This is a genomic window from Roseateles asaccharophilus, assembly GCF_031458115.1.
In the GTDB taxonomy this organism is placed as follows: domain Bacteria; phylum Pseudomonadota; class Gammaproteobacteria; order Burkholderiales; family Burkholderiaceae_C; genus Pelomonas; species Pelomonas asaccharophilus_A.
In genome coordinates this window covers 601,773-624,366 of record NZ_JAVDXV010000001.1, presented here as the reverse complement: position 1 = coordinate 624,366, position 22,594 = coordinate 601,773, and the positions used below count along the sequence as shown (strand labels likewise).

General features: G+C 67.4%; 20 protein-coding genes. 10 read left to right on the top strand and 10 right to left on the bottom strand.

The window, feature by feature from the left end; translation table 11 throughout:
* Positions 1-62: 62 nt before the first annotated feature.
* A complete protein-coding gene (locus tag J2X21_RS02785; RefSeq protein WP_310324587.1) occupies positions 63-3,233 on the bottom strand; it encodes an efflux RND transporter permease subunit in 3,171 nt (1,056 codons plus the stop codon).
* Positions 3,234-3,246: 13 nt separating this feature from the next.
* Positions 3,247-4,386: an efflux RND transporter periplasmic adaptor subunit gene (locus tag J2X21_RS02780; protein WP_310324586.1), complete on the bottom strand. Its 1,140-nt coding sequence runs from the start codon at positions 4,384-4,386 to the stop codon at positions 3,247-3,249.
* A gap of 144 nt (positions 4,387-4,530) precedes the next feature.
* Between J2X21_RS02780 and hpnC the strand changes: the two genes are divergently transcribed.
* The 3 genes from hpnC (at position 4,531) to hpnE (ending at position 7,530) form a co-directional block, all read left to right on the top strand.
* Complete coding sequence (gene hpnC / locus J2X21_RS02775) at positions 4,531-5,355, top strand: squalene synthase HpnC (RefSeq protein WP_310324584.1); 825 nt, start codon at positions 4,531-4,533, stop codon at positions 5,353-5,355.
* A complete protein-coding gene (hpnD, locus tag J2X21_RS02770; RefSeq protein ID WP_310324581.1) occupies positions 5,352-6,197 on the top strand; it encodes a presqualene diphosphate synthase HpnD in 846 nt (281 codons plus the stop codon). Before hpnC ends, hpnD begins: the two co-directional genes overlap by 4 nt.
* An 88-nt stretch (positions 6,198-6,285) precedes the next feature.
* Positions 6,286-7,530, top strand: a complete 1,245-nt coding sequence (gene hpnE, locus J2X21_RS02765) for a hydroxysqualene dehydroxylase HpnE (protein WP_310324577.1) — start codon at positions 6,286-6,288, stop codon at positions 7,528-7,530.
* On the opposite strand, the gene J2X21_RS02760 is transcribed toward hpnE, so the two are convergent.
* The gene (locus J2X21_RS02760; protein ID WP_310324574.1) at positions 7,500-8,615 is read right to left on the bottom strand and encodes a TIGR03790 family protein; all 1,116 of its coding nucleotides are present in this window, start codon (positions 8,613-8,615) and stop codon (positions 7,500-7,502) included. The genes hpnE and J2X21_RS02760 overlap by 31 nt on opposite strands.
* Before the next feature lie 35 nt (positions 8,616-8,650).
* On the opposite strand from J2X21_RS02760, the gene J2X21_RS02755 reads away from it, so the two are divergent.
* Entirely contained in the window at positions 8,651-9,418 is a 768-nt protein-coding gene (locus J2X21_RS02755) for an IclR family transcriptional regulator (RefSeq protein ID WP_310324572.1), read from the top strand.
* A 62-nt stretch (positions 9,419-9,480) separates the two neighbouring features.
* On the opposite strand, the gene pbpG is transcribed toward J2X21_RS02755, so the two are convergent.
* The 7 genes from pbpG to J2X21_RS02720 form a co-directional block, all read right to left on the bottom strand.
* Positions 9,481-10,443 carry a D-alanyl-D-alanine endopeptidase gene (gene pbpG, locus J2X21_RS02750; protein WP_405048779.1) on the bottom strand — a complete coding sequence of 321 codons (963 nt, stop codon included), beginning with the start codon at positions 10,441-10,443 and terminating at the stop codon, positions 9,481-9,483.
* Positions 10,444-10,900: 457 nt separating this feature from the next.
* A complete protein-coding gene (locus J2X21_RS02745; RefSeq protein WP_310324569.1) occupies positions 10,901-12,442 on the bottom strand; it encodes a 2-isopropylmalate synthase in 1,542 nt (513 codons plus the stop codon).
* Entirely contained in the window at positions 12,439-14,127 is a 1,689-nt protein-coding gene (leuA, locus tag J2X21_RS02740) for a 2-isopropylmalate synthase (RefSeq protein ID WP_310324566.1), read from the bottom strand. Before leuA ends, J2X21_RS02745 begins: the two co-directional genes overlap by 4 nt.
* Positions 14,128-14,324: 197 nt before the next feature.
* Positions 14,325-15,149 carry a CDP-diacylglycerol--serine O-phosphatidyltransferase gene (gene pssA / locus J2X21_RS02735; protein WP_310324562.1) on the bottom strand — a complete coding sequence of 275 codons (825 nt, stop codon included), beginning with the start codon at positions 15,147-15,149 and terminating at the stop codon, positions 14,325-14,327.
* 79 nt (positions 15,150-15,228) lie between these two features.
* A complete protein-coding gene (gene ilvC / locus J2X21_RS02730) occupies positions 15,229-16,245 on the bottom strand; it encodes a ketol-acid reductoisomerase (RefSeq protein ID WP_310324560.1) in 1,017 nt (338 codons plus the stop codon).
* A 47-nt stretch (positions 16,246-16,292) separates the two neighbouring features.
* A complete protein-coding gene (ilvN, locus tag J2X21_RS02725; protein WP_310324558.1) occupies positions 16,293-16,784 on the bottom strand; it encodes an acetolactate synthase small subunit in 492 nt (163 codons plus the stop codon).
* A gap of 168 nt (positions 16,785-16,952) precedes the next feature.
* Positions 16,953-18,740 carry an acetolactate synthase 3 catalytic subunit gene (locus J2X21_RS02720; protein WP_310324556.1) on the bottom strand — a complete coding sequence of 596 codons (1,788 nt, stop codon included), beginning with the start codon at positions 18,738-18,740 and terminating at the stop codon, positions 16,953-16,955.
* A 228-nt stretch (positions 18,741-18,968) separates the two neighbouring features.
* Here J2X21_RS02720 and J2X21_RS02715 point away from each other — a divergent pair, with 228 nt between their 5' ends.
* From J2X21_RS02715 to J2X21_RS02690, 6 genes are read left to right on the top strand one after another with little or no spacing between them, the layout of a single operon-like run.
* A complete protein-coding gene (locus J2X21_RS02715; protein ID WP_310324553.1) occupies positions 18,969-19,532 on the top strand; it encodes an RNA polymerase sigma factor in 564 nt (187 codons plus the stop codon).
* On the top strand, positions 19,529-20,020 hold the full coding sequence (locus tag J2X21_RS02710) for a DUF3619 family protein (protein WP_310324551.1): 492 nt from the start codon (positions 19,529-19,531) through the stop codon (positions 20,018-20,020). Before J2X21_RS02715 ends, J2X21_RS02710 begins: the two co-directional genes overlap by 4 nt.
* Positions 20,007-20,861: a DUF3106 domain-containing protein gene (locus tag J2X21_RS02705; protein WP_310324548.1), complete on the top strand. Its 855-nt coding sequence runs from the start codon at positions 20,007-20,009 to the stop codon at positions 20,859-20,861. The genes J2X21_RS02710 and J2X21_RS02705 overlap by 14 nt, the downstream gene beginning before the upstream one ends.
* Positions 20,858-21,361, top strand: coding sequence for an RDD family protein (locus tag J2X21_RS02700; RefSeq protein WP_310324545.1), 504 nt, complete (start codon positions 20,858-20,860; stop codon positions 21,359-21,361). Before J2X21_RS02705 ends, J2X21_RS02700 begins: the two co-directional genes overlap by 4 nt.
* The gene (locus J2X21_RS02695; RefSeq protein ID WP_310324541.1) at positions 21,358-21,735 is read left to right on the top strand and encodes a diacylglycerol kinase; all 378 of its coding nucleotides are present in this window, start codon (positions 21,358-21,360) and stop codon (positions 21,733-21,735) included. The genes J2X21_RS02700 and J2X21_RS02695 overlap by 4 nt, the downstream gene beginning before the upstream one ends.
* 18 nt (positions 21,736-21,753) lie before the next feature.
* A complete protein-coding gene (locus tag J2X21_RS02690) occupies positions 21,754-22,536 on the top strand; it encodes an AraC family transcriptional regulator (RefSeq protein ID WP_310324538.1) in 783 nt (260 codons plus the stop codon).
* Positions 22,537-22,594 lie beyond the last annotated feature (58 nt).

The window sequence follows — 22,594 nt, the reverse complement described above, 5'->3', positions numbered from 1 at the left end:
GCGATGCCGCGCGCTTTGGCCGCCGCCCCCGCGTACGGGGCGGCAAAACCCTAGTCGCGCTGTTACGGCTGAGCCGGCAGTTCGCTGTGCAAGCGGCTGTTTTCTTCCTCTTGCGGGCGCATCACGCGGAACCAAGCGGCGTACATCGCCGGCAGCGCCAGCAGCGTCAGCACGGTGGCGACGATGAGGCCGCCCATGATGGCCACCGCCATCGGGCCCCAGAACACGCTGCGCGACAGCGGGATCATGGCCAGCACCGCCGCTGCGGCCGTCAGCACGATGGGGCGGAAGCGCCGCACGGCCGATTCGACGATGGCCGACCAGTCGGGGACGCCGCGGGCGCGATCCTGCTCGATCTGGTCGATGAGGATGACCGAGTTGCGCATGATCATGCCCATCAGCGCGATGACGCCCAGCAGCGCGACGAAGCCGAACGGCCGGTTCAGCAGCAGCAACGCCATCGCAACGCCGGCAATACCCAGCGGACCGGTCAAGAACACCAGCATCGCGCGGCTGAAGCTCTGCAGCTGCAGCATCAGCAGCGTGAAGGTGATGAACAGCATGATGGGCACGCCGGCCGCGATGGAGCCCTGGCCCTTGCTGCTTTCCTCCACGGCACCGGCGATCTCGATGCGGTAGCCGGTCGGCATCTGCTTCTGCAACTCGTCCAGCTTGGGCCAGACGGCCTTGGTGACGGTGGCGCCCTGCAGACCTTCGGCGACATCGCCCTGCACGGTCACCGCGTAGTTGCGGCCCTCGCGCCACATGACGCCCGGCTCCCAGTCGAACTGGACCTTGGCGATCTGCGTCATCGGGATGGTGCGTCCCGACGTGGTCGGCAGGTTGGCGTTGGCCAGGTCGGTGATGACGGCACGCTCATTCAGCGGCTGGCGCAGCACGATGTCGATGAGCTTGTCGGCCTCACGGTACTGGCCGACCACGGTGCCCGACAGCAGCGTGCGCGACGCCTGCGCCAGGCTCTGGCTGGTCACGCCCAGCGCGCGCGCCTTGTCCTGGTCCACGTGCAGGCGCAGGATCTTGACGTTCTCGTTCCAGTTGTCGTTGACGCCGCGCATGTCGGCGTTGGCGCGCAGGATGTCCTTGGCCTTGTCGGCCCAGTCGCGCACGACCTTGGGATCGGCACCGGTCACGCGGAACTGCACCGGGTAAGGCACCGGCGGGCCGTTGGGCAGCAGCTTCACGCGGCCGCGCGCCTCAGGGAACTCTTCGGCCAACACCTGCGGCAGGCGCTGCCTCAGCTCTTCGCGCTCGGTCAGGCCCTTGGGCAGCAGGATGTACTGCGTGACGTTGACCTGCGGAAAGATCTGGTCCAGCGGCAGGTAGAAGCGCGGCACGCCGGAGCCGACCCAGCCCGTCACCGTCGCGATGCCCTCTTCCTTCAGCATGCGGGCCTCGAAGCGCTTGGCCAGCGCCTCGGTCTCCTGCATCGTCGAACCCTCGGGCAGCCACAGGTCCACCAGGACCTCGGGCCGGCTGGAATCCGGGAAGAACTGCTGCTGCACCTTGCCCATGCCCAGCAGACCCAGCACGAAGACCAGCCCCGTGATGGCGATGGTCTTCCAGCGGTTCTCCACGCACCAGCGCACCATGCCGCGGAAGCGGTTGTAGAACGGCGTGTCGAACAGCTCGTGCACCTCGCCGTCGGCGGCTGGCTTGGCCTTCAGCAGCAGCGCGCCCAAGTAGGGCACGAAATAGACCGACACCACCCAGGAAATGACCAGCGACGCGGCCGTGACGGCAAAGATCGCGAAGGTGTACTCACCCACGGTGGACTTGGCCAGGCCGATGGGCAGAAAGCCCACCGCCGTGATCAGCGTGCCGGTCAGCATGGGCATGGCCGTCGCGTCGTAGGCGTAGGTGGCCGCGTGCATCTTGTCGTAGCCCTCTTCGAGCTTGCGCACCATCATCTCGACGGCAATGATGGCGTCGTCCACCAGCAGCCCCAGCGCGATGATCAGCGAGCCCAGCGAGATCTTGTGCAGGCCCACGCCCCAATAGAACATCGTCACGAACGTGATCGCCAGCACCAGCGGAATGGTGATGGCCACCACCAGCCCCGGCCACACGTCGATGCGCAGCGGCCGCGTGTGCAGGCCCAGCGAAATGAAGCTGACCGCCAGCACGATGACCACGGCCTCGATGAGCACGCGAACGAACTCGCCCACCGACGTCGACACGGCCTTGGGCTGGTCCTGCACCTGTTCCAGCTGCACGCCAGCCGGCAAGTCGCGCTCTATGGCCTTCAACGTCACGCCGAGTGCCTTGCCCATCGCGATGATGTCGCCACCCTTGGCCATGGACACGCCCAGTGCCAGCACTTCCTTGCCCTGGTGCCGCACCTTCGTGGCCGGCGGATCGACGTAGGCACGCTTGATCTCGGCGATGTCACCCAGGCGGAACTGGCTGGCCACACCGGTTTGCGGGTTCACCGCGCGGATGGGCACGTCGGCCAGCGCCTGCGGCGAGCTGAACTGACCTTGCACGCGCACCTGGAAGTTGGCGCTGCCGGCGTTCAGCAGGCCGGCGCCTTCAACCGCGTTCTGCGCGCCGATCTGGTTGAGCACCTGGCTGAAGTCCAGGCCCATCTGGGCCAGGCGCTTCTGCGAAACCTCGATGAAGAGCTTCTCGGGCTGGATGCCGAAGATCTCCACCTTGGCCACGTCCTTGACCTGCAGCAGGGCCTGGCGCACGCGATCGGCATGCTCGCGCAGCTCCTCGCGCGTGAAGCCGTCGGCAGACAGCGCGTAGATGGAACCGTAAACGTCACCGAACTCGTCGTTGAACACCGGCCCCAGCACGCCTTGCGGCAGCGTGGAGCGCATGTCACCGATCTTCTTGCGCACCTGGTACCAGAGGTCGGGCACCTCCTTGGGCGGCGTGTTGTCCTTCAGCTGGAAGACCGTCAGGGACTCGCCGGGCTTGGTGTACGAACGGATCTTGTCCGCATGGTTCACCTCCTGCAGCGTCTTCTCGATCTTGTCGGTGACCTGGTCGGCCATCTGCTGCGCCGTGGCGCCCGGCCAGAAGGCCTGGATGACCATGGCGCGGAAGGTGAACGGCGGGTCCTCGTCCTGGCCCAGCTGAAAATAGGCCGCGAAGCCCATCACCATCAGCACGACCATCAAATAGCGCGTCAGCGCCGGGTGCTCCAGCGCCCAGCGCGAGACGTTGAAGCCTTCGGCCAGCGAGGCCTTGTTCGGCGGAATGTTCATGCGCGGCCCCGGCTCAGCGTGAGGCCGCAGGAGCTGCCGGAGCGGCGGGCGCGGCCGTCGTGCGCGGCGGCACGTAGCGCTTGACCTTCTGCCCTGGGTTCAGCACATGCACCCCGGCCACCACCACCTCCTGGCCGGCCGCCAGGCCACCGGCGATGACGACCTCGTTGCCATCGGCGCCACCCACCTGCACCGGCACCGGCTTGACGGTCATCGATGCCGGATCCAGCACCCACACGGAGGTCTTACCGGCCTGCTGCAACACCGCCGACAGCGGCAGCTTCACGACGCCCGGCACCGGCGGCAGCTCCAGCACCACGGTGGCGCTCTGGCCCAGCTTCACGTCCAGCTTGCCGGCATCGGCCTTGATGAGGAAGGTGCGCGTGACCGGGTCTGCCGCGGCCGCCACTTCACGCAGCTTCAGCGGCGCCGTCTCGGTGCTGCCCCACAGCCGCACCTTCAACGCGCCCGGCTGCGCGGCAGCGAGCTTCACCTGAGCGATCTTGTCCTCCGGCACGGCGAAGACGATGTCGCGGGGGCCATCCAGCGCCACGCGCACCACCGGTGTGCCGGCCGCCAGCACCTGGCCCGGCTCGGCATCCACGCCGGTCACCACGCCCGCGCCATCGGCGACGAGCTGGGCATAGCCCGCCTGGTTGCCCTGCACGTCGGCCTGGGCCTTGGCCTGCTCCAACTGCGCCTGCGCGGCCTTGAACACCGAATCGCGCCGCTCCAGCTCGGCCGCACTGATGAAGCCCTGGCGCTGCAGGTCCACGAAGCGCTTGTAGTCGGCACCGGCCTGGTCCCGGTTGGTGCGTGCGGCGGCCACGCCTGCGGTGGCGGCGGCTTCGGCCAGCTTCAGGTCCTGGGCATCGATGCGCGCCAGTGCCTGGCCTGCCTTGACCGAATCGCCCAGGTTCACCGAACGCACCAGCAGCTTGCCCGGCACGCGGAAGGACAGCCTTGATTCGACCCGCGCCTTCACCTCGGCCGCATACTCATGGGAGGCGCTGGCCGTGCCAGCGTTGACGAGTTGCGTCCGCACGGCGCGCTCGGGCTCGGGGGCGGCGGACTGCTTGCCGCATGCCGTCAACAGGACCGTCAGCAGTGCCGTGCACAGCAAGGGCAGCTTGAGACGCGAGAAATGGGGCATGCAGACCTCGGCAGAAAGGGAACGGCTGGCCGCAGAATTAATGACCAGCGGGTCAGTAATGTATTCAGGCCCTGCAACAGCTGTCAAACCTCGCTGAATTTCGCTGGAACATCGGGCCTTTGCAAGCGGAACTTGAGAAATAGCTTGAGCGTCGACCATTACGAGAACTTCCCCGTTGCGTCCATGCTGTGCCCGCCGGCCTTGCGCCCGGCCGTCGTCGCGATCTACCACTTCGCCCGCACGGCCGACGACCTCGCCGACGAGGGCGACGCCACGACCGCGCAACGGGTGCAGGCCTTGCACGACTACCGCGCCGACCTGGCAGCCGCCGTTGTCGGCATGCAGCCGTCGCCACGCTGGACCGCCGTGTTCACGCCGCTGGGCCGCGAGATGCACCGGCTGCAGCCTGCGCTGCTGCACGACCTGCTGGATGCGTTCGAGCAGGACCTGACCCCGCCCCGCTACCGCGACCGCGCCCATCTGCTGGACTACTGCCGCCGCTCTGCCAACCCGGTGGGGCGCTTGCTGCTGGGCCTGTATGGCGTGGACGACGCGACCTCGCTGCGCCGCTCTGACGCCATCTGCTCGGCGCTGCAACTGATCAACTTCTGGCAGGACTTCAGCCGCGACGGCCCCAATGGCCGGCTCTACGTGCCGCAGGCCGACCTGGACCGCCACGGCGTGGCGGCCGAAGACGTGCTGGCCTGCCGCGACAGCCCGCCCGCACGGGCGCTGATCGCCGACCTCTGCGGCTGGGCCCGTCAATTGATGCTGGAAGGCGCCCCGCTGGCACTGACGCTGCCGGGCCGCGCCGGCTGGGAACTGCGCTTTGTCGTCCAGGGCGGACTGGCCATCCTGGACAAGATCGCGGCGCGTCATCACGACAGCCTGCTGCACCGCCCCTCGGTCGGGGTACCGGACTTCCCACGGCTGGCCTGGCGCGCGCTGACAATGCGCGCCACATCATGACCCCCGAGCAATACGTCCAGCAGAAGGCCGCTGCCAGCGGCTCGAGCTTCTATTACGCCTTCCTGTTCCTGCCGCCGCCGCGGCGCGCCGCCATCACGGCCTTCTACGCGTTCTGCCGCGAGGTGGACGACGTCGTCGACGAGACCCAGGACGCCGGCGTCGCCGCGACCAAGCTGGCCTGGTGGCGCAAGGAGGCCGCCAGCGCCTTCGCCGGCCAGCCGACGCACCCGGTGATGAAGGCGCTGATGCCGCACACGGCCCCCTACGACATCCGACTGGATCACCTGAACGCCGTCATCGAAGGCTGCGAGATGGATCTGCAGCAGACGCGCTATCTGGACTTCGCCGGCCTGCAGCGCTACTGCCACCTGGTGGCCGGCGTGGTGGGCGAGGTGGCCAGCGCCATCTTCGGCCGCACGCAGCCGCAGACGGTGGAATATGCCCACAAGCTGGGCCAGGCCATGCAGCTGACCAACATCATTCGCGACGTCGGCGACGACGCGCGCCGCGGCCGCATCTACCTGCCGGTGAACGAGCTGCAGCAGTTCGGCGTCAAGGCCAACGAGATCCTGCTGCGCAGCAAGCCCTGGGGCTACTCGGAGCGCTTCACGGCGCTGATGAAGTTCCAGGCCGAGCGCGCGCACCGGCTCTACGACGAGGCCGTCGCGCTGCTGCCCGAAGCCGATCGCGTGCCGCAGAAGCCAGGCCTGATGATGGCCAACATCTACCGAGCGCTGCTGGTGGAGATCGAGCGCGAGGACTTCCAGGTGCTGCACCAGCGCATCGCATTGACACCGGTGCGCAAGCTCTGGATTGCCATGAAGACCAACTGGCGCCCGTAATGGCCCACCCCCTACCGGCTTCGCCGGCCCTCTCAAGGGGGCACTCCCGACGGCCCGGCAAAGCCGGTTCCGTGGGAGTCGATCGGTCGTGAAAACAGCCGTTGTTGGCGGCGGTTGGGCTGGCATTGCTGCAGCCGTCACGCTGGCCGATGCGGGCCATGACATCGCCGTCTTCGAGATGGCGCCGCAGCCGGGCGGCCGGGCACGCAGCGTGGCTGGCGACCCGCCGTACGACAACGGCCAGCACATCCTCATCGGCGCCTACCGCGACAGCCTCGCGCTGATGCGCCGTCTCGGCGTGGACCCGGAGGCCGCGCTGAAGCGCCTGCCGCTGGCCCTGCCCTACCCCGGCGAGCCGGGCCTGCACCTGCCACCGGGGCCGCCGCTGGTGGCCTTCACGTGTGGCGTGCTGGCGCATCGTGGCTGGCCACTGAGCGCCAGGCTGGGCCTGCTCGCGGCGGCTGGTGGCTGGCTCGCACGCGGCTTCCGCTGCGACGCCCAGCTCAGCGTCGCCGAACTGTGTGCCGGCCTGCCGGATGCCGTAAAGCGCGATCTGGTCGAGCCGCTGTGCGTGGCCGCGCTGAACACGCCCGCGCCGCGGGCCAGCGCGCAAGTCTTCCTGCGCGTGCTGAAGGACGCACTGTTCAGCGGCGCCGGCAGTGCCGACCTGCTGCTGCCGCGCCGGCCGCTGTCGGAACTGCTGGCGACGCCCGCGGCAGCGTGGCTGGGCGAGCGGCTGCGACTGGGCCGGCGCGTGCAGCAACTGGAGGCCGGCTGGCGTGTTGATGGCGAAGCTTTCGACGGCATCGTGCTGGCCTGCAGCAGCGTCGAGGCTACGCGCCTGGCAGCGTCCATCGCGCCGGACTGGAGCGCCACCGCGCAGGCGCTGCGCTTCGAACCCATCATCACCGTCTACCTGCACAGCCCGGGCACGGTGCTGCCGGCCCCCATGCTGGCGCTGCGCGACGGCCCGGAGGCGCCGGCACAGTTCGTCTTCGACCTGGGCCAACTGGGCGGCGCGCCGGGCCGCTTCGCCTTCGTCGTCAGCGGCGCGGCGCCCTGGGTGGCCAGCGGCGGTTGTGACGAGGCCGTGTTGGCGCAGGCCACCCGCGAGCTGCGCTGGGCCACGCCGCCGGTCATCGATCGCATGCTCACCGAGAAACGCGCCACCTTCGCCTGCACACCCGGCCTCGCGCGGCCCCCGGCACGCGTCGCGCCGGGCCTGTGGGCCGCGGGCGACTACATCGCAGGCCCCTACCCCGCCACGCTGGAAGGCGCCGTGCGCGCGGGCCAGGCGGCCGCTCAGGGCGTGCTGGCCGACGCGGCGGGCTGAGGCAGGGCCGCGAACGGCGCCGCCAGCGGCTCGCCGACGAAAACGCCCTGCGCCGGCCAGCCCACGCTGTGCCAATAAGCCTCCAGCGCGCTGACGCCCTGCGCATAGGCCTGGATCAGCACCTGCGGGTGCGGGAACTTCTGCAGGTGGTTGCAGGGCTCGCTGACGGTGCCGTAGCTCGCGGTCGCCCCGGCGTCTATCCAGTCCAGGATGTTCATCTGGCCCTCGCCGACCGGCTTGTCGAGCAAGCCGCCGAACGAGGTCAGGTGGTCGGCCAAAGCGCCGGGCAGCCATTCGTTGCCCAACGGCGCCGGCACGCGGGCCAGGCCGGTCTGGTAGACCAGCGTGCGGCGGATGACCGGCAAGGCCTCGCTGCGCACGCGCCGCACCTCCAGGCCGGCCACGCCCGGCACGGGGCCAGCCGGCGGGAACAGGCGCTCGCGCACATTGCGGCTGGCGTCCGGCGTGGCCGCCAGCCAGGCCAGCGCGGGCTCGGCGGCACCGGCCGCCAGCGTGTGGTCCGACGCGATGCCACGCTCGATCATCGCCATGGCCGCCGGCACCGAGCGGGCCGCCAGCTGCATGGTCGGGCGCAGGCCCAGCACGATCCAGGGCCGCGCGCCGAAATAACTCAGGTAGGGGCTGGGCCGCGTCGCGGCGCAGCTGTTGCTGCAGACGTTGGGCTGCAGCCCCATGCCCAGCGCGCTGGTCAGCGAGTTGCAATCCACGGCATAGGGCTGCACCCAGGCCAGCGCCAGGCCATTGACGTTCTCCGGCATCTGGCTGCGCAGGGTCTGGTCCAGCGCCTGGAACTCGTCACGCGTCAGGCTGCTGCGCAGCGGCAGTTGCACGCGCACGACCTGAGCGGCCGGGATGCCGCGTCGCTTCGCGTAGTACTCGCCCACGGCCACCGAGTAGGGGTCGGCGGTGTTGATGACCAGGCCCAGCTCATTCGCCGTGATGCGGCCATACAGCTTGGGGCCGCGCCCCCAGCGCGCCTCGGCCACCGGCTCCGCAGCGCTGGCCCCCAGCGCCAGCAGCACCAGCCCCAGCGCCTGCCACTTCCTGAACACCGCTTTCGCCATACAAAACACCACCAATCTCCCCCACAATGCCGCCCATGAAATCCAAAGAGGCGCAAACCCCGGCGATCCAGGTGCTGGAGCGCATGTTCGCGCTGCTGGACGTGCTGGCCAGCCACCAGGATCCGGTGTCGCTGAAGGCGCTCTCCGAGACCACCGGCCTTCATCCCTCGACGGCGCACCGCATTCTGAACGACCTGACCCTGGGTCGTTTCGTGGACAGACCCGAAGCGGGCAGCTACCGGCTGGGCATGCGGCTGCTGGAGCTGGGCAATCTGGTCAAGGCGCGGCTGGATGTGCGCGACGCCGCACTGCCGGCCATGCGTGAACTGCACAAGTTCACCCACCAGCCGGTCAACCTGTCGGTACGCCAGGGCGACGAGATCGTCTACATCGAGCGCACCTACTCCGAGCGTTCGGGCATGCAGGTCGTGCGCGCCGTGGGCGGCCGGGCACCGCTGCACCTGACGTCGGTGGGCAAGCTGTTCCTGGCCAGCGACGACAGCCCGCGCGTGCGTGCCTACGCAACCCGCACCGGCCTGGCCGGCCACACGCGCAACAGCCTGACCGACATCGGCGCGCTGGAGCGCGAGCTGGCCATGGTGCGCCAGCGCGGCATCGCTCGCGACGACGAGGAGCTGGAGCTGGGCGTGCGCTGCATGGCCGCCGGCATCTACGACGACCAGGCCAAGCTGGTGGCCGGCCTGTCCATCTCGGCACCGGCCGACCGGCTGGAGGAAGGCTGGGTCGTGCGGCTGAAGGAAACCGCCGTGCAGATCTCGACGGCGCTAGGCCACCGCGCCTGACGCGTGCCCCACAACGCAAAAGCGGCGCCGAGGCGCCGCTTTTTGCTTGGAGAGGTGCGGGATCAGAGCTTGGCCGCCACCGCCGCCTCGCCACCGCCCGGCAGGGATGCCAGCCATTTGCGCATGCGCTCGGCGTCCGCGATCCGCGACGCCTTGCCGCTGGAATCCAGGAACACCATGATGAGCTTGCGGCCGGCCATGCTGGCCTGCATGACCAGGCACTTGCCGGCTTCGTTGATGAAGCCGGTCTTCTGCAGGCCGATGTCCCACATCGGGTTGGACAACAGGCCGTTGGTGGAGCGGAACTGCACCTGGCGCTTGCCCAGCGCCACACGGGTCTCGCGCGATGTGGACAGGTCACGCAGCAGCGGCACCTGGCTGCTGGCGTTCACCAGCAGGGCCAGGTCCTTGGCGCTGCTCTGGTTGCGGCTGGACAGGCCGGTGGGTTCGACATAGTGCGTGTCGGCCATGCCCAGGCTCTGTGCCTTGGCGTTCATGGCGGCGACAAAAGCGTTCATGCCACCGGGATAGTGGCGGCCCAGCGCATGGGCGGCGCGGTTCTCGCTGGCCATCAGCGCCAGATGCAGCATCTCGCCGCGGGTCAGCGACGTGCCGAAGGCCAGGCGCGAGCCGGTGTTCTTCTCGGTGTCCTTGTCCTCGTCGGTGACCGTCAGCTTCTCGTCCATGGACAGGCCGGACTCGACGACCACCAGCGCCGTCATCAGCTTGGTAATGGAGGCGATGGGTAGCACGGCCTGAGGGTTCTTGGAGAACAACACCTCGTTGGTGTCCTGGTCCAGCACATAGGCCACGCTGGAGCGCAGCGCCAGCGGGTCATCGACATCGTGCAGGCCGGCGACCTGGCCAAAAGTGGGCACCGCGCGCACGACCGGCGCCTGCTTGCGCAGCACGACGGACTTGACCTTGCGGGTCTGGACGGCAGCAGCCTTGGCCTTGCTGGCCTTCGCAGACTTGACGGATTTGGCTGGGGTGGCGGCGGCCTCGGCGGTGCTCAGGACGGGCAACAGGGCCAGGCTCAGGAGTGCGGCAACGAGTGAAGTCTTCAACGGGGTCCCCAACAGCAAGGCGGCAGTGTACGTGACGCCAAAAACACTGACAAGATAAGAACTTAAGCGCAATACCTCAAGTGAACTCTTTGGCTGAAAACCTCTGAGGACACGAACGGTGCCACGAGTGGGCTCTGTCGTTCTGCAGCGGAAACAAACGCTTGCAAGTAGGCCTGGGCTGAACTGCATGCGGTATCAGGGTCAGCCCTCAACCGCGGTGGCGACTCCGCACGCTGCCTGCAGGTCACCTTGGACGGCATTCTGCGGGTGGACGCCCCGCCCCGAAGCAAGAGGACCGGGGTGTTTGCGCGCCAGATTCCACGCCGACGGGGATTGCCTGACGCCAGGCGGGGCCATGAAAGTAACGGCCGTGATTCCCATCACGGCCGTTACCTGGGAAGCGCCGGACTTCGTGCTAGCCCTGGGCGGCGACGCGCTCCGCCTTGCTCTGCAGCTTGTTCAGCGCGGAGAGGTAGGCCTTGGCGGACGCCACGACGATGTCGGGATCGGCGCCCACGCCGTTGACCACGCGGCCGGCGTGCTGCAGCCGCACGGTCACCTCGCCCTGCGATTCGGTGCTTCCGCCGGTGATGGCATTGACCGAGTACAGCAACATCTCGGCCCCCGATTCGACGACCGTCTCGATGGCGCGCAGCGTCGCGTCTACGGGGCCGTTGCCGTCGCTCTCGGCCCGGTGCTCCTGGTGGCCCATCGCGAACACGATGGCCGCATGCGGCCGCTCGCCGGTCTCGCTGCGCTGCGCCAGCGACAGCAGCCGGAAGTGCTCGTGCTCGGCCGTGACGGACTCGTCCATGACCAGCGCGATGATGTCCTCGTCGAAGATCTCGTTCTTGCGGTCGGCCAGGTCCTTGAAGCGCTGGAAGGCGGCGTTGATCTCGGCCTCGCTCTCCAGCTCGATGCCCAGTTCCTGCAGGCGCTGCTTGAACGCGTTGCGGCCCGACAGCTTGCCCAGCACGATCTTGTTGGCGGCCCAGCCCACGTCCTCGGCGCGCATGATCTCGTAGGTGTCGCGCGCCTTCAGCACGCCGTCCTGGTGGATGCCGCTGGCATGCGCGAACGCGTTGGCGCCGACGACGGCCTTGTTGGGCTGCACGACGAAACCGGTGGTCTGCGACACCAGCTTGGAGGCCGGCACGATCTGCGACGCGTCGATGCCCACATCCAGACCGAAGTAGTCGCGCCGCGTGCGCACGGCCATGACGACTTCTTCGAGCGAACAATTGCCCGCGCGCTCGCCCAGGCCGTTGATCGTGCATTCGATCTGCCGCGCGCCACCCAGCTTCACGCCGGCCAGCGAATTGGCCACCGCCATGCCCAGGTCGTTGTGGCAGTGCACGCTCCAGACGGCCTTGTCGCTGTTGGGCACCTTCTCGCGCAGACGGCGGATGAAGTCGCCGTACAGCTCAGGAATGGCATAGCCCACGGTGTCGGGGATGTTGATGGTGCCGGCGCCTTCCCGGATGACGCTCTCGCAGACGCGGGCGAGGAAGTCGATGTCGGAGCGGTAGCCGTCTTCCGGCGAGAACTCGATGTCGCCGCACAGATTGCGCGCGAAGCGCACCGACAGCGTGGCCTGCTCCAGCACCTGCTCGCGCGTCATGCGCAGCTTCTTCTCCATGTGGAGTTCGCTGGTCGCGATGAAGGTGTGGATGCGGGCGCTGTTGGCACCGGCCAGCGCCTCGGCGGCGCGGGCGATGTCGCGGTCGTTGGCGCGGGCCAGCGAGCAGACCGTGCTGTCCTTCACCGCGGCCGCGATGGATTTCACGGCCTCGAAGTCGCCGTTGCTGGCAGCCGCGAAGCCGGCCTCGATGACATCCACCTTCATGCGCTCCAGCTGGCGCGCGATGCGCAGCTTCTCTTCGCGCGTCATGGAGGCGCCGGGCGATTGCTCACCGTCGCGCAGCGTCGTGTCGAAGATGATGAGCTTGTCGGTCATCGGACGTTCTCCTCGCGCACCTGCGGCACCGCCACCGGTGCACGCGACAGGCCGGACAGGATGGCCTGCATGGACGCACGCACGATGCTGCCATCAATGCCCACGCCGTGGCGAGTCACGTCGCCGACGCGGATCTCCAGATAGGCGACGGCGCGCGCATCGGCGCCGCTGCCAATGGCGTGCTCGTGATAGTCCAGCACGCGGACATCCTGGCCCAGACGGGTGGACAGCGCGTTGACGAACGCATCGATGGGGCCGTTGCCTTCGCCCTGCACATGGCCCATCCAGCCGCCCAGCACGACCTCGGCCGACAGCCGCATCGCGCCGCCCGCCACCTCGGTCATCTGCGGCTGCACGACGGAGGCCGCGGCGTCGCCGATGCCGTACTCGCGCTCGAAGATGGCATGGATGTCGGCCGCGGTCAGCTCCTTGCCGGCGTCATCCATGACGCGCTGCACGACCTGGCTGAACTCGATCTGCAGGCGGCGCGGCAGCTCCAGGCCGTACTCGGCCTCCAGCAGATAGGCGATGCCGCCCTTGCCGGACTGGCTGTTCACGCGGATGACCGCGTCGTAGCTGCGGCCCAGGTCCTTGGGGTCCACGGGCAGGTAGGGCATGTCCCAGATGTCGCCATCCTTGCGTGCGGCGAAGGCTTTCTTGATCGCATCCTGGTGCGAGCCGGAGAAGGACGTGTAGACCAGGTCGCCCACATAGGGGTGGCGCGGGTGCACGGGGATCTGCGTGCAGTGCTCGACGCAGCGGCGCACGTCGTCGATGTCGGAGAAGTCCAGCTGCGGGTCCACGCCCTGCGTGTAGAGGTTCAGCGCGATGTTGACGAGGTCCACGTTCCCGGTGCGCTCGCCATTGCCGAACAGACAGCCCTCGACGCGGTCGGCGCCCGCCATCAGCGCCAGCTCGCCGGCCGCCGTGCCCGTGCCGCGGTCGTTGTGCGGGTGCACGGACAGCACGATGGACTCGCGACGCTCGAGGTGGCGGTGCATCCACTCGATCATGTCCGCGAAGATGTTGGGCGTGCTGTGCTCGACGGTGGACGGCAGGTTGATGATGCACTTGCGCTCGGGCGTCGGGGCCCACACGGCCGTCACCGCGTCGACCACGCGCTTGCTGAAGGCCAGCTCGGTGCCGGAGAACATCTCGGGCGAGTACTCGAAGCGCCAGTCCGTGCCCGGCCGCGCGGCGGCCAGCTCCTTGATCTGGCGCGCATGCGACGCGGCCAGCTCGACGATGCCGTCCTCGTCCTGCCCCAGCACGACGCGGCGCATGATGGGCGCGACCGCGTTGTAGACGTGCACGATGACGCGCTTGGCGCCGTCCAGCGATTCGAAGGTGCGCTCGATGAGGTGCGAGCGCGCCTGCGTCAGCACCTGGATGGTCACGTCGTCGGGGATGTGGCCGCCGTCGATCAGCAGGCGCACGAAATCGAACTCGGTCTGCGATGCCGACGGGAAGCCGACCTCGATCTCCTTGAAGCCGATCTTCACCAGTTGCTGGAACATGCGCAGCTTGCGGGCGATGTCCATGGGCTCGATCAGCGCCTGGTTGCCGTCGCGCAGGTCGGTGCTCAGCCAGATCGGCGCACGGATCAGCACGGCATCGGGCCAGGTGCGGTCCGGCAATGCGATCGGGGCGAAGGGGCGGTACTTTTGCTGCGGTTGCTTCAACATGGTTGTTCCATCCGGGGTGGGTGGGGCGCAACCGGCAGCCTTGGAAAACACGAACGGCCCGCTGCGGTTGCATACGGGCCGTTGGGGTCAGATGAGCGTATAGGCGTGGCTGACTAGCGAACCCGTGGTTCCTCTAGGACTAGTAGCAGGCGAATTCGCGTGGCGCGGCTCATGGGTCGGGAATCTAACACGTAAGGCTATTGATGCAAGCCTCTTTCATCGGGCTCGTCGGTGCTCGTGGAGATCACGCTGACCGGCTTGCCCTTGGCCTTGCGCCAGCCGTAGATGACATAGCCGGACAGCCCGTAGACGCAAAAGAGCCCGAACAACACCCGGGGCGGATCGAGTGCGGCCAGCCCGATGCCCAGCATGATGACGACCAGCACGATGAAGGGCACGCTGCGCCGGCGGTCGAAGACTTTGAAGCTGTAGAAGGGCGCATTCGTGACCATCGAAAGCCCGGCGAACAAGGTCACGCCGTAGGCCACCCAGGCGACCCAGCTGTCGGCCGTCAGGCCCTGATATCCAGGCTGGTCGACCACCGCCCAGATCAGCCCCATGACCAGCGCCGCAGCGGCCGGGCTGGGCAGGCCCTGGAAGTAGCGCTTGTCGACCACGCCGATGTTGACGTTGAAGCGCGCCAGCCGCAGCGCGGCGCCCGCGATGTAGACGAAGGCCGGGATCCAGCCCGGCTTGCCCATGTCCTTCAGCGCCCACATGTAGACGATCAGGGCCGGCGCGGCGCCGAAGGCTACCATGTCGGACAGGCTGTCCATCTGCTCGCCGAACGCCGACTGGGTGTTGGTCATGCGCGCGACGCGCCCATCCAGGCTGTCGAGGATGGCGGCGGCGAAGATGGCCACGCAGGCCACCTCGAAGCGGCCGTTCATGGCCATGACGATGGCGTAGAAGGCGCTGAACAGCGCACCGAGCGTGATCGCGTTCGGCAGTGCGTAGATGCCTTTTCGGCGGGGACGCACGACGATGCTGGGCTCGTCGTCGTCGATGGGGTCGGGAGTCATGGGCGGCAGGATAGCTCAGCGCTCACAAAGCAAAAGGCCGGCACCTTGCGGCACCGGCCTTTCATCGCGAGGCGACGATTTAGTTCTTGGACTTGTCGACCAGCTTGTTGGCCTTGATCCAGGGCATCATCGCGCGCAGCTTCTCGCCGACCTGCTCGATGGGGTGCTCGGCGGTCAGGCGGCGGCGGCTGATCAGCGTCGGGGCGCCGGCCTTGTTCTCCAGAATGAAGGACTTGGCGTACTCGCCGGTCTGGATGTCCTTCAGGCACTGGCGCATCGCGTTCTTGGTGTCTTCCGTGACGACGCGCGGGCCGGTCACGTACTCACCGTACTCGGCGTTGTTCGAGATGGAGTAGTTCATGTTCGCGATGCCGCCTTCGTAGATCAGGTCCACGATGAGCTTGAGCTCGTGCAGGCACTCGAAGTAGGCCATCTCGGGCGCGTAACCGGCTTCGGTCAGCGTCTCGAAGCCGGCCTTGATCAGCTCGACCGCGCCGCCGCACAGAACCGCTTGCTCGCCGAACAGGTCGGTCTCGGTTTCTTCGCGGAAGTTTGTCTCGATGATGCCGGCCTTGCCGCCGCCGTTGGCCGCGGCGTAGCTCAGGGCCAGGTCGCGGGCCTTGCCGGACTTGTCGGCGTAGACGGCGATCAGGTGGGGCACGCCGCCACCCTGGCGGTAGGTGCCGCGCACGGTGTGGCCGGGAGCCTTGGGAGCAACCATCCAGACGTCCAGGTCTTCACGCGGCTGCACCTGGCCGTAGTGAACGTTGAAGCCGTGCGCGAAGACCAGCGAGGCGCCTTGCTTGATGTTGGGCTCGACTTCCTTCTTGTAGACGTCGGCGATCTGTTCGTCGGGCAGCAGGATCATGACCACGTCGGCGGCCTTCACGGCTTCGGCGATCTCGGCGACCTTCAGGCCGGCGCCTTCGGCCTTGGACCACGACGCGCCGCCGCGGCGCAGCGCCACGGTGACCTTCACCCCGCTGTCGTTCAGGTTCTGCGCGTGGGCGTGGCCTTGTGAGCCGTAGCCGATGATGGTGACGTTCTTGCCCTTGATGAGGCTGAGATCGGCGTCCTTGTCGTAGTAGACGTTCATGATGGGTCGCTCCAGGAAAAAACTGTGGTGTTGGGGGTGAAGACGGATCAGACGCGCAGGATGCGCTCACCGCGGCCGATGCCGCTGGCGCCGGTGCGTACGGTTTCGAGGATGGACGCGCGGTCGATCGCGTCGATGAAGGCGTCCAGCTTGCCCGCGTCGCCGGTCAGCTCGATGGTGTAGGTCTTCTCGGTCACATCGATGATGCGGCCACGGAAGATGTCGGCGGTGCGCTTGACCTCTTCGCGCTCCTTGCCGACGGCACGCACCTTGATGAGCATCAGCTCACGCTCGGTGTAGTTGCCTTCGGTCAGATCCACCACCTTGACGACCTCGATGAGGCGGTTCAGGTGCTTGGTGATCTGCTCGATGATCTCGTCGCTGCCCGTCGTCACGATGGTCATGCGCGACAGCGAGGCGTCCTCGGTCGGCGCGACCGTCAGGCTCTCGATGTTGTAGCCACGAGCCGAGAACAGCGCCACGACGCGCGACAGCGCCCCCGGCTCGTTCTCGATGAGCAAAGCAATGATGTGTCTCATGGGATCTCGTCCTTCGCGCTCTTCAGTGCCGGCGGCGGTAACCGACGGACCTTGGCAGCGGGTTCGAATCGTTGAAAAAGAAGATGTGCGTAGGTCGGCTGTTCGTGCCATCCGCCACCGGCCTCGGCGAGGGCGGCAACCCTCGCAAAGACCGACGGCTTCAGACGCTCACAGGTCTTCCGACCCGAGCAGCATTTCCGAAATGCCCTTGCCCGCCTTGACCATGGGCCAGACGTTCTCGGTCGGATCGGTACGGATGTCCAGGAACACCGTGCGGTCCTTGAGCCGCATGGCTTCCTTCAGCGCGGGTTCCACGTCGCTGGGCTTCTCGACGAGGATACCCACGTGGCCATAGGCCTCGGCCAGCTTCACGAAGTCCGGCAGCGCATCCATGTAGCTGTGCGAGTAGCGGCCCTCGTAGTCGAGTTCCTGCCACTGGCGCACCATGCCCAGGTAGCGGTTGTTCAGTGAGACGATCTTGACCGGCGTCTTGTACTGGAAGCAGGTCGAGAGCTCCTGGATGCACATCTGGATGCTGCCCTCGCCGGTGATGCAGAACACATCCGCGTCCGGCTTGGCCAGCTTGATGCCCATCGCGTACGGCAGGCCCACGCCCATCGTGCCCAGGCCACCGGAATTGATCCAGCGGCGCGGCTCGTCGAACTTGTAGAACTGCGCGGCCCACATCTGGTGCTGGCCCACGTCCGACGTGATGTAGGTGTCACGATCGCGGGTCAGCTGCCACAGCTTGTCGACGACCATCTGCGGCTTGATGACCTCGGTGGAATCCTTGAACGCGAGGCAGTCGCGACGGCGCCATTCGTTGATCTGGCTCCACCACGCATTGACGGCATTGGCATCCGGCTTGGCCTGGATCTCCCTCAGCTGCGCGATCAGCTCCTGCAGCACGTCCTTCACGTCGCCCACGATGGGGATGTCGACGCGCACGCGCTTGGAGATCGACGACGGGTCGATGTCGACGTGGATGATCTTGCGCTCCACCGAACCGAAGTGCTTGGGATTGCCGATGACGCGGTCGTCGAAGCGCGCGCCCACGGCCAGCAGCACGTCGCAGTGCTGCATGGTCATGTTGGCCTCGTAGGTGCCGTGCATGCCCAGCATGCCCAGGAAGCGCGGATCCGTGCCGGGCATGGCGCCCAGGCCCATCAGCGTGTTCGTGCAGGGGAAGCCCAGCAGGTCCACCAGCTGGCGCAGCTCGGCCGTCGCCTCACCCAGGATGACGCCGCCACCCGTGTAGATGTAGGGGCGCTTGGCCTGCAGCAGCAGCTGCACAGCCTTGCGGATCTGCCCGCTGTGGCCTTTCTTGGCCGGGTTGTAGGACCGCATCTCGACGCGGTCCGGGTAGCTGAACGTGGTCTTGGCCAGCGACACATCCTTGGGGATGTCCACGACGACCGGGCCGGGGCGACCGGTGCGGGCGATGTGGAAGGCCTTCTTCAGCGTCAGCGCCAGGTCGCGCACGTCCTTCACGAGGAAGTTGTGCTTGACGATGGGGCGCGTGATGCCGACGGTGTCGCACTCCTGGAAGGCGTCCAGGCCGATCGCCGGCGTGGGGACCTGACCCGTGATGATGACCATCGGGATCGAGTCCATGTAGGCGGTCGCGATACCGGTCACGGCATTCGTGACACCCGGGCCCGAAGTGACCAGCGCCACGCCGACTTCACCGCTGGCGCGGGCAAAGCCGTCGGCCGCATGAACAGCGGCCTGCTCGTGCCGCACCAGCACGTGCTGGATGGTGTTCTGCTTGTAGAGCGCGTCGTAGATGTAGAGCACCGCGCCACCGGGGTAGCCCCAGAGATGACGCACCCCTTCGGCCTGCAGGCAGCGAACGAGGATCTCGGAGCCATTGAGCTCCGCGGTGGAGGATTGGGAGGGGGAGGATTGCGGCTGCGCCAGGGCGGCGCGCTTGAATTCCGCGGCAGACATGTCCATTTTTCGAACCTCTGTGAATTTCTCTAACGAAAAACCTTTGGTGCCCCTCTTCGCGCCCTCGTGAGACGGATTCGGAACCTGCGCGGTCAACAGATGGAGCCCCTGTCGGGCAGCCACTGAGAGACCATACTTCTTTGTGCGAAGCAGCATTATGCCGGCTCAAAATCGCTGAGCCTTCGTATGAGGCGAATGCCATAATCCGCGCCGCCCTTCGGACCGCCGACAGCCTTGGCCACAGACAAAGAACTCAACGACTTCCTGCGCAACGTGGATCGCCGAGCCTTCAAGCGCACGGCCTACCTCGTCCGCGACGACGATGCCGCCCTGGACATCGTGCAGGACGCCATGATCAAGCTGGCCGAGAACTATTTCGACCGCCCGGCGGCCGAGTTGCCGCTGTTGTTCCAGCGCATCTTGTCCAACGCGACGATGGACTATTTCCGTCGCCAGAAGACACGCAATGCGGTCATGACCAACATGTCGGACTTCGAGGGCAGCGCAGACGAGGACTTCGACCTGCTGGAAATCCTCGAAACGCAGGACGGAGCGTTGGGCGCCTTGAGCGCGGCCGACGAGGTCAGCCGGGCGCAAATCTTGCAGCAGATCGATGCCCAGGTGCAGGAGCTGCCCACCCGTCAACGGGAAGCCTTCCTGCTGCGTTACTGGGAGGAACTGGATGTAGCCGAGACCGCTGCCGTGATGGGTTGCTCGGAGGGTAGCGTCAAGACGCACTGCTCTCGAGCGGTTCATGCATTGGCGAAAGCGCTCAAGGCCAAGGGGATCACGCTATGAAGTCAACGAAGTATTCACCCCCTGCCGACGAGTTGGACGCTCGCATGGCCCGCTTTGGGCGGGGCGTGGGCGCAGCGCTGACCGAACGCAGCGCCTCCCTGCCTCATGACGTGTCGGAGCGCCTGCGCTTCGGGCGAGAACAGGCGCTCGCACGTGCGGCTCAGGCCCGCGCGGCCGCGGCGGCAACTGCTATCGCAAGCCCCGCAACGGCGCAAGTGGGGGCGACGCTGGCCCTCGGCGGCCATGGCGGCTCGATGATGGGTCCTACCGGGTCGCGCCCTGGCGGCGCAGGCCTTTGGTCGATGCTGATGTCTGCACTGCCGGTGCTGCTGCTGGTTGCCGGCCTGATGCTCATGGAGATGGGCCAGGAGAACGAACAGATTGCCGCCGCCGCCGAGGTGGACACCGCACTGCTAAGCGACAGCCTGCCTCCCGCGGCGTTCACCGACCCTGGCTTCTCCGAATTTTTGCGAGATGCGGAAGAATGACCGGATGTGCATGACCCGAGCCGCGATCACGCTGCCCGCCTTTTTCCATCTGACCCTCGCCCTGTTGCTCAGCGCAGCAGAGCTTTGTGCTTTTGCGCAGACCACTGACGAAGCGCCGCCGCCAGATTCGGCGGCCAGCGCAGTCCCGCCTGCCGCGCCGTCCCCACGAATCGAGGTCAGAGCCCGGCCGTTGACCAAGCCGATCACGCCGAGCGCGCTCAGCGTGCCGCCCGCCAACTGGAGCGAACTGTCGTCCAAGCAGCAGGCGCTGCTGGCACCGCTGGAGCGCGATTGGCCCGAAATTTCAGACACTCAACGCAGCAAATGGCTCAGCGCCACGCCGACGCTGGCGACGATGTCCGGCGAAGAGATCAAGCGTGTGCATGACCGAATTCGCGACTGGACGATGCTCAGCGGTTCAGAGCGGTTGAATGCTCGCATCAGCTTCCAGGTTTCCAGACAATTGACGCCCGAACAGCGGCAGGCGCGATGGGAGGCCTACCAGGCCCTGCCCGCGGAAGAACGGCGCGCGCTCGCCGAGAAAGCCATAGCCCGCCGCCAGGCCCTGGCCGAAGCACCGGCACGGGCCGCCAAGCCGCAAGTAGCTCAGCGCAAGTCAGACGCCCCCGCGACCGCGCCCACGCTGGTGACGCCGGCGTTGGTGACCAGCATCCTGGTGCAGGCCAAGCCTGGCGCCACCACGGTGCTTATCACGCGGGACTTGGCCAAGCCTCTGCACCTGAAGACCGAGCAACTCCGATTGGTCGACCCCAGGCTGGTGGATCCGCGCACACTGCTGCCGCTGAAGAAGACGCCCGCAGCGTCCGCGCCGCGTCCATGAGCGCCACCACCCCGACGGCAGTCCCGCCCGCGGGCCTGGCGAGGCGTTTCGCCGCCTTCATCTACGAAGGCGTGCTGCTGTTCGCCGTGCTGTTCTTCGCCTGCTTCCTCTACGTGGTGCTGACGCGTCAGAAGGACGCGTTGTTCGGCGCGCCGGGCTATGTGTTCGCGTTCGTCGTCCCGGCGGCCTACTTCCTCTACTTCTGGACCCGAACCGGTCAGACGCTGGCGCTGAAGACCTGGCATCTTCGCGTTGTCGACATGCACGGCCGGCCACTGGGCATGGCGCGGGCGTTTGCACGCTATGTGTTGAGCTGGCTGTGGCTGCTGCCCGGGCTGAGCCTGTGGCTGTTCGGCGTGCGGGGCGGTCTGTTGACGGCAGGACTGGTCGCCTGGATAGCGATCTACACGCTGCTCGCGCGGCTGCATCCGCAGCGCCAATTCCTGCACGACGTGATCGCCGGATCGCGGGTGGTCACCCAACTGCCTCTACGCCGATGAGCAACCCGCACAAGGGCCGCACCGGCCTGGACCGCATCATCCATGCCGCCGGCTACTCCTGGGCCGGCCTCAAGGCCGCCTACACCGGCGAGAGCGCATTCCGGCAGGAGACCTGGCTTGTCATCATCGCGACGCCGCTGGCCTTCTGGCTGGGCCAGGACTGGGTGCAGGTCGCTTTGTTGCTGGGTTCGCTGCTGCTGGTCCTCATCGTCGAGCTGCTGAACTCGGCCATCGAGGCCGTCGTGGACCGCGTGTCGTTCGAGCTGCACCACCTGTCCAAGCGCTCCAAAGATATCGCAAGCGCGGCCGTGCTGCTGTCGCTGCTGCTGGCCGGTGGGGTCTGGGGCGCGGCCGTCTGGCAGCACCTGCGCTGACCTGCGACAGTCAGGGTCATGAAGCCCCGGGGATTCACGCTGCTGCCCAGCCCTGTCGACGGCGTCGACGTGGTGCTGGCCGACTCCGCCCAGGCCTTTGGCCGCCACACGCACGACCAGTTCGGCATCGGCCTCATCGAGCGGGGCGCACAGAAGTCGGCCAACGGGCGCGGCGTCGTGGAAGCCGGGCCGGGCGATCTGATCACCGTCAACCCCGGCGAGGTTCACGACGGCACCCCCTTCGATGCCAGCGGGCGGCGCTGGCGCATGCTCTACATCGAACCGCAAACGCTGATGCAGGCTGCGGCCGACATCGCGCCTGCCAAGGCCTTCGAGTTCCAGGCCCCGGTCATCCGTGATGCGCCGTTGGCCGCGCGATTCCACGCGCTGTTCAACGCCAGTTCGGCGCATCCCGATACCCTGCGGTTCGACACGGCACTGTTGGCTTTGGTGGCGCAGTTGCTCCGTCCGGCCAAGCTCGACGTGGCCGTCGGCACCGGCGTGCAGCACGCCAGGGAGTGCATCGACGACGACCCCGCATCGGCCCGGTCGCTGGCCGGCCTGGCGGCCGACGCCGGTTTGAGCCGCTACCAATTCCTGCGTGCGTTCACGCGGCTGACCGGGCTGCCGCCGCACGCTTATGTGCTGCAGCGCCGCGTGCAACGGGCTCGGCACCTCGTGCGCACCGGCCTGCCCTTGGCCGAAGCCGCCGCGGCGGCCGGTTTTGCGGACCAGAGCCACATGACCCGCTGCTTCGCGCGCAACTTCGGCCTGACGCCCGGCGCGTTCGCACCGCGCTGAAATTTCGTTCAAGACGACCCCGGTCGCCCGGCCGCAGCATGTGCGCTCCTCAGTTCGG

Coding starts and splice junctions, on each gene's coding strand:
- J2X21_RS02785 (WP_310324587.1), bottom strand. CDS start 3,233: ATGAACATTCCGCCGAACAAGGCCTCGCTGGCCGAAGGCTTCAACGTC.
- J2X21_RS02780 (WP_310324586.1), bottom strand. CDS start 4,386: ATGCCCCATTTCTCGCGTCTCAAGCTGCCCTTGCTGTGCACGGCACTG.
- hpnD (WP_310324581.1), top strand. CDS start 5,352: ATGACCCCCGAGCAATACGTCCAGCAGAAGGCCGCTGCCAGCGGCTCG.
- J2X21_RS02760 (WP_310324574.1), bottom strand. CDS start 8,615: ATGGCGAAAGCGGTGTTCAGGAAGTGGCAGGCGCTGGGGCTGGTGCTG.
- J2X21_RS02755 (WP_310324572.1), top strand. CDS start 8,651: ATGAAATCCAAAGAGGCGCAAACCCCGGCGATCCAGGTGCTGGAGCGC.
- J2X21_RS02745 (WP_310324569.1), bottom strand. CDS start 12,442: ATGACCGACAAGCTCATCATCTTCGACACGACGCTGCGCGACGGTGAG.
- leuA (WP_310324566.1), bottom strand. CDS start 14,127: ATGTTGAAGCAACCGCAGCAAAAGTACCGCCCCTTCGCCCCGATCGCA.
- pssA (WP_310324562.1), bottom strand. CDS start 15,149: ATGACTCCCGACCCCATCGACGACGACGAGCCCAGCATCGTCGTGCGT.
- ilvC (WP_310324560.1), bottom strand. CDS start 16,245: ATGAACGTCTACTACGACAAGGACGCCGATCTCAGCCTCATCAAGGGC.
- ilvN (WP_310324558.1), bottom strand. CDS start 16,784: ATGAGACACATCATTGCTTTGCTCATCGAGAACGAGCCGGGGGCGCTG.
- J2X21_RS02720 (WP_310324556.1), bottom strand. CDS start 18,740: ATGGACATGTCTGCCGCGGAATTCAAGCGCGCCGCCCTGGCGCAGCCG.
- J2X21_RS02710 (WP_310324551.1), top strand. CDS start 19,529: ATGAAGTCAACGAAGTATTCACCCCCTGCCGACGAGTTGGACGCTCGC.
- J2X21_RS02705 (WP_310324548.1), top strand. CDS start 20,007: ATGCGGAAGAATGACCGGATGTGCATGACCCGAGCCGCGATCACGCTG.
- J2X21_RS02700 (WP_310324545.1), top strand. CDS start 20,858: ATGAGCGCCACCACCCCGACGGCAGTCCCGCCCGCGGGCCTGGCGAGG.
- J2X21_RS02695 (WP_310324541.1), top strand. CDS start 21,358: ATGAGCAACCCGCACAAGGGCCGCACCGGCCTGGACCGCATCATCCAT.
- J2X21_RS02690 (WP_310324538.1), top strand. CDS start 21,754: ATGAAGCCCCGGGGATTCACGCTGCTGCCCAGCCCTGTCGACGGCGTC.